General features: G+C 64.3%; 15 protein-coding genes. 14 read left to right on the top strand and 1 reads right to left on the bottom strand.

What is annotated here, in order from left to right; all coding sequences use genetic code 11:
* Positions 1 to 8 precede the first annotated feature (8 nt).
* The 7 genes from mqnC (at position 9) to GAU_RS08350 (ending at position 5,125) form a co-directional block, all read left to right on the top strand.
* Entirely contained in the window at positions 9 to 1,079 is a 1,071-nt protein-coding gene (gene mqnC / locus GAU_RS22200; RefSeq protein WP_012683121.1) for a cyclic dehypoxanthinyl futalosine synthase, read from the top strand.
* Between the two features lie 4 nt (positions 1,080 to 1,083).
* Positions 1,084 to 1,584 (top strand): 2-C-methyl-D-erythritol 2,4-cyclodiphosphate synthase, encoded by a 501-nt coding sequence (ispF, locus tag GAU_RS08375; RefSeq protein ID WP_012683120.1) that lies wholly within the window; start codon positions 1,084 to 1,086, stop codon positions 1,582 to 1,584.
* 60 nt (positions 1,585 to 1,644) lie between these two features.
* Entirely contained in the window at positions 1,645 to 2,268 is a 624-nt protein-coding gene (locus GAU_RS20675; protein ID WP_012683119.1) for a DedA family protein, read from the top strand.
* A complete protein-coding gene (xerD, locus tag GAU_RS08365) occupies positions 2,261 to 3,199 on the top strand; it encodes a site-specific tyrosine recombinase XerD (protein ID WP_012683118.1) in 939 nt (312 codons plus the stop codon). The genes GAU_RS20675 and xerD overlap by 8 nt, the downstream gene beginning before the upstream one ends.
* Positions 3,200 to 3,336: 137 nt before the next feature.
* Positions 3,337 to 3,714 (top strand): Ig-like domain-containing protein, encoded by a 378-nt coding sequence (locus GAU_RS22970; RefSeq protein WP_156798955.1) that lies wholly within the window; start codon positions 3,337 to 3,339, stop codon positions 3,712 to 3,714.
* A 153-nt stretch (positions 3,715 to 3,867) separates the two neighbouring features.
* Positions 3,868 to 4,464, top strand: coding sequence for an anthranilate synthase component II (locus tag GAU_RS08355; RefSeq protein WP_012683117.1), 597 nt, complete (start codon positions 3,868 to 3,870; stop codon positions 4,462 to 4,464).
* A 94-nt stretch (positions 4,465 to 4,558) separates the two neighbouring features.
* Positions 4,559 to 5,125 (top strand): hypothetical protein, encoded by a 567-nt coding sequence (locus GAU_RS08350; RefSeq protein ID WP_012683116.1) that lies wholly within the window; start codon positions 4,559 to 4,561, stop codon positions 5,123 to 5,125.
* A gap of 14 nt (positions 5,126 to 5,139) precedes the next feature.
* Here GAU_RS08350 and GAU_RS08345 read toward each other — a convergent pair whose 3' ends face one another.
* Positions 5,140 to 6,075, bottom strand: coding sequence for a TerC family protein (locus tag GAU_RS08345; protein WP_012683115.1), 936 nt, complete (start codon positions 6,073 to 6,075; stop codon positions 5,140 to 5,142).
* A 131-nt stretch (positions 6,076 to 6,206) separates the two neighbouring features.
* On the opposite strand from GAU_RS08345, the gene kdsB reads away from it, so the two are divergent.
* The 7 genes from kdsB to GAU_RS08310 are packed head-to-tail and all read left to right on the top strand — an operon-like array spanning position 6,207 to position 13,551.
* Entirely contained in the window at positions 6,207 to 6,983 is a 777-nt protein-coding gene (kdsB, locus tag GAU_RS08340; RefSeq protein ID WP_012683114.1) for a 3-deoxy-manno-octulosonate cytidylyltransferase, read from the top strand.
* Positions 6,984 to 7,031: 48 nt separating this feature from the next.
* Positions 7,032 to 8,726 carry a CTP synthase gene (locus tag GAU_RS08335; protein ID WP_012683113.1) on the top strand — a complete coding sequence of 565 codons (1,695 nt, stop codon included), beginning with the start codon at positions 7,032 to 7,034 and terminating at the stop codon, positions 8,724 to 8,726.
* The gene (kdsA, locus tag GAU_RS08330) at positions 8,723 to 9,559 is read left to right on the top strand and encodes a 3-deoxy-8-phosphooctulonate synthase (RefSeq protein ID WP_012683112.1); all 837 of its coding nucleotides are present in this window, start codon (positions 8,723 to 8,725) and stop codon (positions 9,557 to 9,559) included. Before GAU_RS08335 ends, kdsA begins: the two co-directional genes overlap by 4 nt.
* 2 nt (positions 9,560 to 9,561) lie before the next feature.
* Complete coding sequence (locus tag GAU_RS08325) at positions 9,562 to 10,191, top strand: KdsC family phosphatase (protein ID WP_070105056.1); 630 nt, start codon at positions 9,562 to 9,564, stop codon at positions 10,189 to 10,191.
* Positions 10,188 to 11,159, top strand: a complete 972-nt coding sequence (locus GAU_RS08320; RefSeq protein ID WP_012683110.1) for a KpsF/GutQ family sugar-phosphate isomerase — start codon at positions 10,188 to 10,190, stop codon at positions 11,157 to 11,159. The genes GAU_RS08325 and GAU_RS08320 overlap by 4 nt, the downstream gene beginning before the upstream one ends.
* Entirely contained in the window at positions 11,159 to 11,773 is a 615-nt protein-coding gene (gene lptC, locus GAU_RS08315) for an LPS export ABC transporter periplasmic protein LptC (RefSeq protein ID WP_012683109.1), read from the top strand. The genes GAU_RS08320 and lptC overlap by 1 nt, the downstream gene beginning before the upstream one ends.
* Positions 11,770 to 13,551, top strand: coding sequence for a hypothetical protein (locus GAU_RS08310; RefSeq protein WP_012683108.1), 1,782 nt, complete (start codon positions 11,770 to 11,772; stop codon positions 13,549 to 13,551). The genes lptC and GAU_RS08310 overlap by 4 nt, the downstream gene beginning before the upstream one ends.
* The last annotated feature ends 434 nt before the right edge of the window (positions 13,552 to 13,985 follow it).

Genomic DNA, 13,985 nt, shown 5'->3' with positions numbered 1-13,985 from the left:
TCGCCGCCATGCGTGACCTGCTCGACTTCTACACGAACGCGCCCTTGCTGGAACTTGGCCTCGAAGCGGACCGTGTCCGCGAGGCCAAACATCCGCACGGCATCGTGACGTACATCGTCGACCGCAACATCAACTACACCAACGTGTGTGTGGCGGATTGCGGCTTCTGTGCGTTTTATCGCCGTCCGAAGAACGGGGAAGGGTATACGCTGTCGTACGAGCAGATCGGCGACAAGATCGAGGAAACCAAGGCCCTCGGCGGCGTGCAGATCCTCATTCAGGGCGGGCACAATCCGTACATCCCGTTCGAGTGGTATCTGGACCTGATGCGCTACATCAAGCGGCATCATCCGATTCACATTCACGGATTCTCGCCCAGCGAAGTGGACTTCTTCGCCACACGGTTCCGCATGGATGCACGGGACGTGATCCGCGAACTCAAGGCGGCCGGTCTCGATTCCATCCCGGGTGGTGGTGGCGAGATTCTCGTGCAGCGGGTGCGTGATATTGCCGCGCCCAAGAAGGCCGGTGCTGACCGTTGGCTCGAGATCATGGAGCTCGCGCACAACGAAGGCATGAAGACGTCGGTCACCATGATGTACGGTATCGGTGAAACGCTGGCTGAACGCATCGAGCATCTGCAGCGTGTGCGGGATTTGCAGGCGCGCACCAATGGCTTCACCGCGTTCATCACCTGGCCGTTGCAACCGGAGAACACACCGGCCATGTCGCACATGCCAAAGACCGACGCGACCACCTACCTGCGCACGGTGGCCATTTCCCGCATCGTGCTCGACAACGTGCCCAACCTGCAGTCGAGCTGGGTCACGATGGGCATGAAGGTGGGGCAGATGGCGCTGCGTTTCGGGTGCAACGACTTTGGTTCGCTGATGATCGAAGAGAACGTGGTGTCGGCCGCCAATACCACACATCGCACCACCACCGACGAACTCGATCGCCTGATCGTGGATGCGGGCTTCACGCCGGCTCGGCGTCGGCAAGACTATTCGTTGCTCACCAACGACAGCGCGACGGCGTCGGCGGCGACCGCCGCCCCCACGGCTCCCGCGGCCGCCTGAGTCGATGAGTCTTTTGTTGCGTGTGGGGATCGGCTACGACTCGCATCGGTTTGGCGAAGGGGGCCCGATGCGATTGGGCGGTATCGATATCCCGTCCGACCGGCATTGTGCAGGCCATTCGGATGGAGATGCCATCTGTCATGCGGTGACCGATGCGCTGCTCGGGGCCGCAGGGCTTGGCGACATCGGAGAGATGTTTCCCGATACGGATGCGGCCAACAAAGGCAAGGATTCCGTGGTCATGCTCGAAGCCGCGGTGTCAAGACTGCACGCGGCAGGCTGGCGCGTGGGCAACGTGGACATCACGGTCATCACACAACAACCCAAGATTGGCCCGCACCGCGCGGCCATGCGCGACCGACTGGCCACCGTGCTGGGCGTGAACAGCACAGAAGTCTTCGTGAAGGGTAAGACCAACGAAGGACTCGGGTGGATCGGTCGCGAAGAAGGCCTCGGCGTCATTGCCACAGCCACGATTCTGGCCATCGGCTCCAGCACCCTCTGACGTTGATCAGGGGCGCTGCACCCCGGGCACTGCACCAACCCTGGATGGAGCCCGGTACCCATGCTTGAATTGCTCGACTGGCTGACGTCGCTGCCGGATCCGCTAATGTATGGCGCGATCATGCTCGCGGCATTTGCCGAAAACGTGTTTCCACCACTGCCGGCCGACACGGTGATTGCGCTCGGTGCCTTCGTGGCTGCCCGTGGCAATGGCACGGCGCTGGGTGTGTGGAGCGCGACGATGGTGGGCAATATCGGCGGGGCGATGTTCATGTACTGGATTGGTCACCGGTACGGACTGCCGTGGCTTTCGCGCCGTTTTCCCGCACTGTTGCCGCCCGATATGAGCGAGCGGTTTGCCAATCGATTTGCCACCCAGGGCATGTTTGCCGTGGTGGTGAGTCGTTTTCTGCCAGCCGTTCGGGCCGTGGTTCCGCCGGTGGCGGGTGCGTTGGGTATTGGCGCGGTGCGCGCCGGCATCGCCATGTCCTTGGCTTCGGGCGCCTGGTACGGACTGGTCTGTCTGTTGGCGTTTCGCGCGGGAGCCAACGCCGAAGCGGTGCTCATCCGCATTGCGGGTCAGCAGCGCATGATCGGCGCGATCGCCGTGGGCATCGCACTGGTGGTGGCGTTGGTGTGGTGGTGGCGTACGCGTGGTCGTCGGAGCGAAGCGCCCGATGCGTGAGTCCGCGCCCGACGCGCCATCGGAAGCAGAGCGCGCGCTGCGTCGCGGCTTTCATCTGCAGGCCTTCGAAGACGCGTTGCAGATCGAAGAGGGCGCATCGCCACGCACGATCGAAGCCTATCGCCGCGACGTGATCCGCTGCGCCGCGCAAATGCGCGCCATGGGCATCACCCAGGCCAAGGACATCACGCCGGCGGCACTGCGTGAGTTCGTGTACCACCTCAAGGATCTGGGCCTCGCCGGCAGCTCCATCCGTCGCAACATCTCGGCGCTGCGCACCTGGTTCCGCATCATGGTGGCAGAAGGACTGGTGACCACCGATCCCACCGAGCGGCTCGATAGCCCGCAGCGGTGGCGTACGTTGCCCGAGGTATTGTCGGTGGACGAAGTCACCCGCCTGCTCGCAGCCCCCGGACTCGACGAGCGTCTCGCGTTTCGTGATCGCGCCATGCTGGAGCTGGCCTACGGCGCCGGTCTGCGGGTGTCGGAGTGGATCGGCATGTCGGTGAAGGACGTGATGCTCGAGGACAGTCTGGTGCGGGTCCTGGGCAAGGGTAACAAGGAACGTCTGGTGCCCATTGGTCGGAGCGCGATTGGCGCTGTCGCGGTGTACCTGCGCGAATTGCGGCCCGTACTCGAGCGAGGCGGTGGCAAAGGCATTCTGTTTCTCAATGGCCGCGGGGCACCGTTGTCGCGCATGGGTGCCTGGAAGCTCGTCCGTAAGTACGTGGGGATGGCGGGGATCGAAAAGCCCGTGTCGCCACACACGCTCCGTCACTCCTTTGCCACGCACCTGCTCGAAGGGGGCGCGGACCTCCGTGCGGTGCAGGAGATGCTCGGGCATGCCGATATCGCCACCACGCAGATCTACACTCACGTGGACCGTGAGTATCTGCGCAGTGTGCATCGCCAGTTTCACCCGCGCGCCTGAATCAATGCTCGCGAGACAAGCGGAGCCCTGAGGGTCGCTTGTTGTCGACGCAAAATGCGGTCGGGAACTTTTGCGGACGCTGGTGCTCTGATACTCCTGCGTCATTCAACGAGTACCGAGTTCGAATCGGAGAATCCATGTCCACGTCGAGCTTGATCAGCGGCACGTCATGCAAGCGGGGGTGGGTGACCGCACTCTGCATGCCGTTCCTCCTACTGGCCTCCTGCAGAGATACTCCGATTTCCGTTTGTACCGCAGAGCTTACAGTCGTTGTCGAGAGCAGCAGGCAAACACTACGCGTGGGAGACACGACCACGGCCAGCGCTTCCGCCACCACATGCGGGGGCACTAGGCCAGTCCACTACGTCTGGCGATACAGCAGTAGCGATTCTACGATCGCCAGAATCGACTCCGTGACCGGTCTGGTCCGGGCTGCAGGCCTAGGAAACGCCACAATCCGCGCAGAGCGCAATGCCATCCCCATGGGCTTTCTCGCCATCACGGTAACGCCCTGACGCGGGGATGGCGCAGGCGTGTGCCGGACCAGAATCTCCGGATCTGCCCTGGTCGATGACTTGGCGAACAGATCCTGAGTATCTTCGACGTGTGCATCGCCAGTTTCACCCGCGCGCCTGAGCCACCGGCCCGGCGCGCCAGCCCATGCCGTCATGCTGCTCGTCATCGACAACTACGACTCGTTCACGTACAACCTGGTCCAGTACTTCGGCGAGCTCGGCGAGCAGATCGAGGTGCACCGCAATGACGCGCTCACCGTCGACCAGGTGGGTGACATGCAGCCCGACGCGATCGTGGTGTCGCCCGGACCGTGCTCCCCGCGTGAGGCCGGTATCTCGGTGGACGTGATCCGGCGCTACGGCGGCCAGATCCCGCTGCTGGGCGTGTGCCTGGGGCACCAGGCCATCGGCGAGGCCTACGGCGGCGATGTGGTACGCGCCTCGCGTGTCATGCACGGCAAGATGTCGCAGTTGGTGCACGACGGCACCGGCCTCTTCGCCAATGTGCCGTCGCCCTTTGGCGTGATGCGCTACCACTCCCTCGTGGTGAAGCGTGAGACGCTGCCCGCCGACCTGCTGGTGACCGCGGTGGCCACCGATGACGCCACGGAGATTCATGCACTCCAGCACCGCACCCATCCGGTGTGGGGTGTGCAATTCCACCCCGAGTCGATTCTCACCGAGCACGGCCGTACGCTGCTGGTGAATTTCCTGGCCATGGCGAGAACAGTGGTCGCAGGACGCGTGTAGCAGGTTTGCCGATGACCCGCCGCGTCGCGGGCCCAGGGACACGCGTCCCGAAACCCAAAGACCGGCCGTTCACCCTACCCGAACCGTCCTTGCCATGCGCCGCACCTTGTCGCTCGTCCTCACGTTGGTGGCGCTGGTGGCCACCGCTCCGGCTTCGATCGAAGCGCAACTGCGGCCGAGCATCGAGGCCGAACTGCTCGTTCTCTGGCCGAATCTGGACGACCGGTACATCAACAGCAGATGGCTTCACGGCGCCGTGGGTGTGAGCACTCCCATCGTGCGCGGGACACGCCTGTCCTGGGTGGGCAGCGCACAGATTGCCGGCAAATTGGCCGGCAGTGGGGAAGATCTGGACTGCATGATGGCGGAGGGGCACACCGGCTGTGTCGGCCACATGGACGTCTCGCCACGCGGTGCGCTGCTCACCGGCGTGGCGTATCACGACCAATCCATCATTCTACGCCTGCAGGGCGGTGTAGCTCGCTACCACCGCGAATGGGGCGGCGCCAAGAACGCGCCGCAGGCCCGGGTCGACATCATCTTCCCGCCGCGCAGCAAGGTGGGACTCACGATCTCCGCTGCGCATGCCTGGTTCGGTGACCACCTCGGCCAGACACTGAGAATGTCCGCATTCGGGGTGGGGATGCGGTTCGTTCCGTAAGGATTGCGAGCGACTCAGGACCGCGCTTTCGGCGGGATGACCAGCGACAGCAGCACACTGCCGATCAGCACCGCCGCCACCACACCAAGCGACACCCCGATGCCAATGGGCCGGATCTCCGACACCAGCATCTTCACGCCCACGAACACCAGCACCACCGAGAGCCCGTACTTGAGCAGGTGGAACTTGGTGATCACGTTGGCGAGCACGAAGTACATCGAACGCAGTCCCAGAATGGCGAACACGTTCGAGGTATAGACCAGAAACGGGTTCCGGGTCACACCAAAAATGGCCGGGATGGAATCCACGGCGAACACCACATCGGTGGTCTCCACCAGCACCAACACCACGAACAGCGGAGTCGCCATCAACCGAACGGCGCCGCCCGGTGTGAGCGACTCCCGCACGAAGAAGTGCTCGCCGTGGAAGCGGGTGGTGATGGGAATGATTCGGCGGACGAGCCGAATGACCGGGTTGGCCTCTGGCTCGATTTCTTCATTGCCCCCCATGGCCATCCGGATACCGGTGATGACCAGGAACGCCCCGAAGATGTAGATGACCCAGTGGAACTGCGCGATCAGCACCGCGCCGGCCCCGATCATGGCCCCGCGCATCAGCAGCGCGCCGAGAATGCCCCAGAACAGCACGCGATGCTGCAACTCGGCCGGAATCCGGAAGTAGCCGAAGATCAGGATGAACACGAACAGGTTGTCCACCGACAGCGCCTGTTCCACCAGATAGCCGGCATAAAACTCCAGCATCGACTGGCGTCCCATTTCGTGGCCAATCCACAGCCCGAACGAAATGGCAAGCGAGATCCAGACCACGCTCCAGCCGAGGGCCTCCTTGACCGACACCGCGTGCGCCTTGCGATTGAACACCCCGAGATCGAGGGCCAGGAGCACCAGCACCAGGGCGTTGAAGCCAATCCACCACGTCGTTGTCGGCATACCTGCGGGAAGGGAGGTGACGCGCGATCCTGTTTGCCTTCGCGGACCGAACGGCGTATCTTACTTGGCGTGAAATTTGCTGCAACAGTGACTCAACCCATCGGCATCCAGCGCGGCGAGTGCCCCATCTGATGCCAGTTCTCGCGGTGATTCCGGCGCGCCTTGGCGCGACCAGGCTGCCCCGCAAGCCGCTTCGCCTCCTCGGAGGTGAACCCATCGTGGTCCGGGTCTACCAGCGTGTGGTACAGCTGGGCGTCGCCGATCACTGTGTCGTCGCCACCGACCATCCCGAAGTGCAGGAAGCCTGCGCCCGACATGGTATCCCGGTGGTCATGACCCGGGCGGACCACCCCAGCGGCACGGATCGGGTCGCTGAGGTCGCCGCCCAACCGGAGTTTTCCAGTTTTGACGTCCTCCTCAATGTGCAAGGAGACGAGCCGTTTGTCTCCCGGGAAGCCCTCGCCGGCGCGGTGGAAATCGTGACGTCGGGGCTGGCACCCATCGGGACCGCCGCCGTGCCGGTGTCTGTGGACACATTGCAGCGACCGGATGTCGTGAAGGTGGTATGCGCCGACGACCGGCGCGCCCTCTATTTTTCACGGGCGGCGATTCCGTTCCTGCGGGACGCCTCCGATGCGGCGGTGCTCGCACCGCTCGTCCGGCAACACGTGGGGGTCTATGCCTATGCGCGGCAGGCGCTGCAGCAATGGGTCAGTTGGCCTCCACACCCGCTCGAGCTGATCGAGCGGCTCGAACAACTCCGTCCTCTCGCGCACGGCTTGTCGATCGGTGTCACCACCGTCGCAGCCACCGAAGGGGGCATCGATACCGAAGACGACTTGGTGCGTGCCAACACGCATTGGGACGTCCTGCATGCTGCCAATTCGTCGGCGTATCGTTCCGCATGATGCGGAACTGATGCGTCGACGTTCACGTTTTCTCGCGAGATCCCGCTGATGTCCACCATCCTCACCCCTCCGGGTCAGGCGTCTGCCCCGAAGTACATCTTCGTGACCGGCGGTGTCGTGTCGTCGCTGGGCAAGGGAATCGCCGCCGCATCGCTGGGCCGACTGCTCGTCGAGCGCGGCTTCCGCGTGACCATGATGAAGCTCGATCCCTATCTCAATGTGGATCCGGGCACCATGTCACCGTTCCAGCACGGCGAAGTGTTTGTCACCGATGACGGCGCCGAAACCGATCTCGACCTCGGTCACTACGAGCGCTTTCTCGACCGGCCGCTCTCCCAGGCCAACAACATCACCACCGGGCGCATCTACTCGAACGTGATCACCAAGGAACGCCGCGGCGAATACCTCGGCTCCACGGTGCAGGTCATTCCGCACATCACCGACGAGATCAAGAACGCCGTCAAGCGCATCGCACCGGGCAATGATGTGGTGCTCGTGGAAATCGGTGGCACGGTGGGCGACATCGAATCGCTGCCGTTCCTCGAAGCCATTCGTCAGTTCCGTCGCGAAGTGGGCAAGGAAAACGCGCTGTTTGTGCACCTCACACTGGTGCCGTACATCGCGGCGGCCGGTGAAGTGAAGACCAAGCCCACGCAGCATTCCGTGCGCGAGCTGATGGAAATCGGTATCCAGCCCGACTTCCTCATCTGCCGCAGCGAGAAGCCGCTGCAGGACGATGTGAAGCGCAAGATCGGTTTGTTCTGCAACGTCGACTTCGGCGCTGTCATCGAAAGCCCCGATGTGCCGACCATCTACGAAATCCCGCTGTCGTTCGAGCAGCAGGGCTTTGCCGATCGGGTCATGGAACGTCTGCGACTCACCGCACCCACGCCCGATCTTTCGGCCTGGCGCAGCATGGTGCAGCGCGTGACCAATCCGCGTGAGCGTGTGCGCATCTGCGTGGTGGGCAAGTACACCGACTACATCGACAGCTACAAGAGCGTGCAGGAAGCGCTGATCCACGGTGGCATCGCGAATGATGTCGGTGTGGACCTGGCGTGGACCTCCAGCGACAACTTCACCTCGCCGGAAAAGGCGCGCGAAATCCTGTCGCAGTACCATGGTTTGCTGGTGCCCGGTGGATTTGGCGTGCGTGGTGTGGAAGGCATGATCGAAGCCATCCGTGCGGCCCGCGAGATGCAGTTGCCGTTCTTCGGCATCTGCCTCGGCATGCAGGTGGCCATCATCGAGTTCTCGCGCAATGTGCTCGGACTCGACGACAGTCACTCCAGCGAGTTTGCGCCGGAGTGCAGCAACCCGGTCGTGTCGCTCATGGACTCGCAGCGCGAAGTCACCGACAAGGGCGGCAGCATGCGCCTGGGTGCGTACCCGTGCCGTCTGCAGCGCGGCTCACGCGCCGCCGAGATTTACGGACAGCCGGAAGTCAGCGAACGCCATCGTCATCGTTACGAGGTGTCGAACCGGTATCGCGAGCGGTTCATCGAACACGGCATGCGTCTCAGTGGACTGTCGCCCGACGAGACGTTGGTGGAGATGATCGAACTGCCCACCCATCCGTGGTTCATCGGGTGCCAGTTCCATCCGGAGCTGCAGTCCCGTCCACTGCGTCCGCATCCGCTGTTCGCCGGCTTTGTGGCCGCATCGGCACGTCGGCGCCGGGAACAGGACGCCGCGTCCGCGACGGAGGCCGTGTCGCCGCCGCTCGAACACGTCGCGCAGTGAGCGACGATCGTATGACATCGCAGCTTCCGGCCGATCGACTGTTCCTGATTGCGGGCCCCTGTCAGCTCGAAGATGATGCGCTCAACCTGCGCGTCGGCGAGACGCTGGCTCGCCTCGCCGAACAGGTGCCGGGTGGCATCATCTACAAGGCCAGCTTCGACAAGGCGAACCGGTCCAACGTGGATGGCGTGCGTGGACCGGGGCTTCAGGAAGGACTCGCCGCACTCGATCGTGTGCGTGTTGCCACCGGATTGCCCATCCTCACCGATGTGCACGAAGCCTCGCAGTGCGCGGCAGCGGGGCAGGTCGTGGACGTATTGCAGATCCCGGCGTTCCTCTGCCGTCAGACCGACTTGCTGCTGGCCGCTGGAGCGACGGGCAAGGCGGTGAACGTGAAGAAGGGGCAGTGGATGCACCCCGAAGGCATGCGCGGCGCGATTCGCAAGGTGGAAGCCGGTGCGGTGCTGGCCGGCCGTGAAGCCGGCGCGTTGGCGGTGACCGAGCGCGGCACCTTCTTCGGGTACGGAGACCTAGTCGTCGACATGCGCAGCTTTGCCCGCATGCGTGAGGCCTGCGGTGTGCCGGCCATCTTTGATGCGACCCACAGTGTGCAGCGGCCAGGGCAGGGCGCCGGCGGCACGAGTGGTGGCGCGCGCGAGTTCATTCCGTCGCTGACGCTGGCCGCCATCGCCTCCGGCGCGCAGGGACTGTTCCTCGAGACACACCCCGACCCCGATCGTGCGCCCAGCGATGGGCCCAACATGATCCCGCTTCACGAACTCGGCGATCTCGTGGCCCGTGCCGTCGACATCTGGGACCGTGTCACCCGATGAACATGCGTGATTCGTTGCCGCCGCTCGTGGTGGACACGCCGCGCATCGATCCTGCGCTGGCGCGACGCATACGCCTCGTGTGTTTCGACGTGGATGGTGTGCTCACCGATGGTGGCATCTATCTCGGCGCCGGCACCAACGAAGCCCGCGCACCGTTCGAACTGAAGCGCTACGATATTCAGGACGGTCTGGGCACCGTGTTGCTTCGCTCGTGTGGACTCGAACTGGCCATCATCACCGGCCGTGTCTCCGACAGCGTCGCGCAGCGCGCCCGTGAACTGCAGATCGAAACGTGTATCCAGGATCGCCACGCCAGAAAGCTGCCGGCGTTGCAGACCCTGTGCACGCAGCGGGGCATCACGTTGGATCAGGTGGCGTTTGTCGGCGATGATCTGCCCGACCTCGCCGTCATGCGCGTGGTCGGCCTTCCCGTGGCGGTCGGCAATGCCGTTCCGGAAGTGCGACGCACGGCAAAGCTGCACCTGCAGAAACACGGTGGCCATGGCGCGGTACGTGAATTCACCGAAGCCCTGCTCGACGCGCGCGGCGAATGGATCGACGCCGTGGAGCGATATGTGCAAAGCCGCAGTGTGCCGGTCGAAGGCACGGCCGACGTGGGGGCGAGCGCATGACCGCGTCGGACACGACCACCATTCTCGAGCGCGGCCGTCGTGTGCTGGCGCTCGAGGCCGAAGCGCTGCGTGCATCCGAGACCGCACTGGGCGATGAGTTTGTGCACGCCGTGCAGTTACTCACCGAATGCCGCGGCCGTGTGATTGTCGCCGGTGTGGGCAAGTCGGGACTCGTGGCCCGCAAGATGGCGGCGACGTTCACGTCGACGGGCACACCGGCCATGTTCCTGCATCCCGTGGAGAGTGTGCACGGTGACCTGGGCATTGTCGGCCCCGACGATGTGGCCATTCTCATCTCCAAGAGTGGCGAAAGCGACGAGCTGCTCGGACTCATCGAAGCCTTGGCGCGCCTTGGGGTGCGGATGATCGCGATGACGGCGGTGGCCGGATCACGTCTGGCCCGCCACGCCGATGTCACGCTCGATTTGCTGGTGAAGGAGGAGGCGTGCCCGCACGACCTCGCGCCCACGACCAGCACCACCGTCACCATGGCGCTGGGTGATGCGCTGGCAGTGGCGGTATTACAGCAGAAAGGCTTCCGGGCCGAAGACTTTGCCCGGTTCCATCCGGGCGGCGCATTGGGCCGCAAGTTGCTCACGCGGGTACGAGATGTGATGGAGCAAACCAATCTCCCAACGCTGGATCGGCAGGCGACCATGCGGGAAGCGGTCGTCCTGCTGGCTGGACGCCGCGGTATCGCCGTGGTGGTGGAACAGGGACGCGTATCCGGGGTCGTCACGGCAGGCGACCTGACACGACTGCTGGAGCGACAGGCCGATGTGCTGTCGATGCCGGTCGCGTCGGTGATGTCAGCTACACCGCGACTGGCGGTGGATCATGAACTGGGGAGTGCTGTAGTGCATCGCATGGAAACGCATGGCATCATGGCAATGCCGGTGATTGACGCCGACGAGCGACTGGTCGGCGTCGTGCACCTGCACGATCTCATGCGCGCGGGAGCGGTGTGATGCACATCGGGCCTTTTGCGGCACGCGTACGTGACGCGTCCTGGCAGCGCCTGACAGGACGCGCCATGATGGTCATGGCCGGTGTGGTGATGCTGGCGGGAGCGGCCTGTCCGCGCAAAGGCAAGGCCAAAGCCAAGGCACCGGTGGCGGCCAAGTCGCTGTTGCCCGATTCGGCCGATCAGATTGCCTTCGGGGCTCGGGTGGTGCTGACCGATAAAGGGGTGAGTAAAGGCGAGCTGCTCGCCGATACCTCGTTCACCTACGACGATGGCACCCGTCTCGAACTGCGGCGGATCAATCTCACGTTCTACAATTCGCTGGGGCAGAAGGACGGTGTCATGACCTCGCGCGCCGGGACCTACAACATGCGACTCTCGCGCATCGAAGCGCGGGGTGATGTGGTGGTGGTGCGTGAGGACGGCAAGCGTCTCACTTCCCAGCAGCTCGTGTTCGATCAGGTTCGCAATCAGTTCTTCACGGATTCGGCGTTTGTGTTGAACGAACCGAACAAGGTGTTCACAGGCATGGGCTTCGAGTCCGATCCGCGCCTGACCAACTTCCGCTGCCTCAAGGAGTGCAAGGGCGCAGCGCCGGTGCAGGTACCCACGCGGTGAGCAAGATTGCGTCGGCGCAGCTTCGTGCCGGCACCCGCCTGGCGCTGGTCGCCCTGCTCACCATCGGTGCAGGCTGTGGCGTGTTCAGTCGTGGCAGTGGGGGTACGCCCAAGCCGGCGCCAACCCAGACACCACCATCCGGTGTGGCGGTCACTCCACCGGTGCCCGCCGATTCGGCACGTCCGCCGGCGCCCGTCCGCGATAGCGCCGCTCGCCCCGATTCAGCGGCGCGTGCCGACAGCATTGCCCGCGCCACCGCGGCGGCGGCTGAAGAAGCGGCACGCATCAAACTCATTCGCGACAGCACCGCCCGGGCCGATTCGCTGACCCGTGCCGCCGAAGCGAAGAAAAAAGCCAAGCCGGCCAGTCGTCCGTGCGTGATGGACTTCGCCGACTCACCGCCGGAAACCCGCCTGCTGTACAGCCGGGTGACCGATTCGATCTCGAACACGTTCATCGGCGGCGGTTTTGTCGGCCATTGCCAGGGTGAGAACAACCGCATTCGCGCCGATAGCGCAGAGCAGTTTCAGGCGCCCGGGATCGTGAATCTCTACGGCAACGTGATGTACGAGGAGCCGGGCAAGGTGCAGATCATTGCCTCGCACGCCACTTACTTCACGCGTGAAGGCCGGTTGTACGCGGACGGCAACGTCACCGCCACACAACTCGGCACGGGCAGCAGCTTTTCCGGTCCTGCCATCGAGTACTACCGCGCGATGCCGGACCGTCCGGTCTCGCGCATGATTGCGCCGACCCGGTCCACCGCGCGCGTCATCGAGAAGGACAGCCTCGGCCGCAACAGTCCGCCGACCGTGATCGTGGCCAACCGCTTCGAAGACGCGGGCGACTCGCTGCTCATGGCATGGGGCGACGTGGTCATCGACCGCGATCAGCTCAACGGACGCTCCGACTCGGCCTCCTTCGACAAGATCAAGGAAAAGGCCCGGCTGGTGCGTGGGGCTCGTGTCACCAATCGGGATACCGCACAGCGTTTCACGCTCGTCGGTGATACGATCGACATGTACAGCACGAACCGCGAGCTCGATCGAGTCGTCGCCCTGCACAAGTCGTCCGCCACCAACGACGACATGGTGCTCGACGCCGAGCGTATTGATCTGCGCCTCGAAACGCGCTTGCTGAAGGAGGCGTTTGCCTTTGGCCCCGGCCGCGCGAAGGCCCATACGCCGCAGCAGGATGTGGAAGCCGATTCGCTGCGCATCCGCCTCGAAGACAAGCGCGTCCGCGAGGTGCACGCCGTGGGGGGAGCCGTGGCGATCGGCACGCCCGACAGCTTGCGCATCAAGACCACCGAGAAGGATGTGCTGCGCGGCGACAAGGTGTTCGCCTATTTCGACAGCACCCCGCGGGTAGGCGCCGACACGGCCCGCAAGACGCAGATCAACGAGATCCGCGCCATGGGCAATGCCAGTTCGCTCTTTCACATGGCCAATAGCCGGGGGCGGGAAGCCCCGCCAGGTATCAACTACGTACGGGGTGCCCGGATTTTTGTGAATTTCGATACCGGTGCCGTCCGTACAGTACGAGTAGATTCCGCTGCATCGGGTCTGTATCTCGAACCGGAGGCCGATAGTCTATCGGATAGCACCCGGAAGCCTCCCGCCAAGGGGAAGCCACCAGGTGCGCCCCCCGACACCACGGCGAAGCTGCCTCCCGGACGCCCAGCCGTCCCCCCCGGGAAGCGCGATCCCGCGCACGCCGGCCTCTCCCTGTCCTTCTTGCCTCCACAACGTCTCACTGCCCCCCAGCGCTACCCATGAGCGATTCCGACACCCCATCACCGTTCGCCCCGCCATCCGACGTGCAGTCGCTGGTGGAGCGTGCCGTGCTTGGCGATCGCTCGCTCGCCATCGCGCTGGCCGCCATTGTCGACGGCGCCACCGAAGCAGGCACGACGCCCCTGCATCACGTGGCCACCCGCTTCATCGAGCGGCATGCGGACGACCAGCGTCTGACACCAGACGATGTCCGGCAGCACCTGGTCGCGGCGGTCCTGCCACGGCTGTCAGCCGCTCAGGTCATTGAACCGTGGGAACATGGCACCGATCCGGACCAGCATGTCCGGATCCGCCCTGCCGTGTGGGAAGCCTTGGCACCGCGTCGCGGCGAGGTGGCCGCCCAGCTCCGGCAGACCGGTGAGCATCGACGCCCGACCGTGACCAGTGCGACCCCGCCGTCGTCTGCGGCCACAGTG

It is taken from the genome of Gemmatimonas aurantiaca T-27 (assembly GCF_000010305.1).
Classification (GTDB): Bacteria; Gemmatimonadota; Gemmatimonadetes; order Gemmatimonadales; family Gemmatimonadaceae; genus Gemmatimonas; species Gemmatimonas aurantiaca.
Note: the sequence above shows the minus strand (reverse complement) of the source record. Positions and strands in the feature narration are given on the sequence as shown.

Excerpts from the sequence above, each read along its gene's own strand:
- mqnC (WP_012683121.1), top strand. The coding sequence starts at position 9 with ATGCGTGACCTGCTCGACTTCTACACGAACGCGCCCTTGCTGGAACTT.
- ispF (WP_012683120.1), top strand. The coding sequence starts at position 1,084 with ATGAGTCTTTTGTTGCGTGTGGGGATCGGCTACGACTCGCATCGGTTT.
- GAU_RS20675 (WP_012683119.1), top strand. The coding sequence starts at position 1,645 with ATGCTTGAATTGCTCGACTGGCTGACGTCGCTGCCGGATCCGCTAATG.
- xerD (WP_012683118.1), top strand. The coding sequence starts at position 2,261 with ATGCGTGAGTCCGCGCCCGACGCGCCATCGGAAGCAGAGCGCGCGCTG.
- GAU_RS22970 (WP_156798955.1), top strand. The coding sequence starts at position 3,337 with ATGTCCACGTCGAGCTTGATCAGCGGCACGTCATGCAAGCGGGGGTGG.
- GAU_RS08355 (WP_012683117.1), top strand. The coding sequence starts at position 3,868 with ATGCTGCTCGTCATCGACAACTACGACTCGTTCACGTACAACCTGGTC.
- GAU_RS08350 (WP_012683116.1), top strand. The coding sequence starts at position 4,559 with ATGCGCCGCACCTTGTCGCTCGTCCTCACGTTGGTGGCGCTGGTGGCC.
- GAU_RS08345 (WP_012683115.1), bottom strand. The coding sequence starts at position 6,075 with ATGCCGACAACGACGTGGTGGATTGGCTTCAACGCCCTGGTGCTGGTG.
- kdsB (WP_012683114.1), top strand. The coding sequence starts at position 6,207 with ATGCCAGTTCTCGCGGTGATTCCGGCGCGCCTTGGCGCGACCAGGCTG.
- GAU_RS08335 (WP_012683113.1), top strand. The coding sequence starts at position 7,032 with ATGTCCACCATCCTCACCCCTCCGGGTCAGGCGTCTGCCCCGAAGTAC.
- GAU_RS08325 (WP_070105056.1), top strand. The coding sequence starts at position 9,562 with ATGCGTGATTCGTTGCCGCCGCTCGTGGTGGACACGCCGCGCATCGAT.
- GAU_RS08320 (WP_012683110.1), top strand. The coding sequence starts at position 10,188 with ATGACCGCGTCGGACACGACCACCATTCTCGAGCGCGGCCGTCGTGTG.
- lptC (WP_012683109.1), top strand. The coding sequence starts at position 11,159 with ATGCACATCGGGCCTTTTGCGGCACGCGTACGTGACGCGTCCTGGCAG.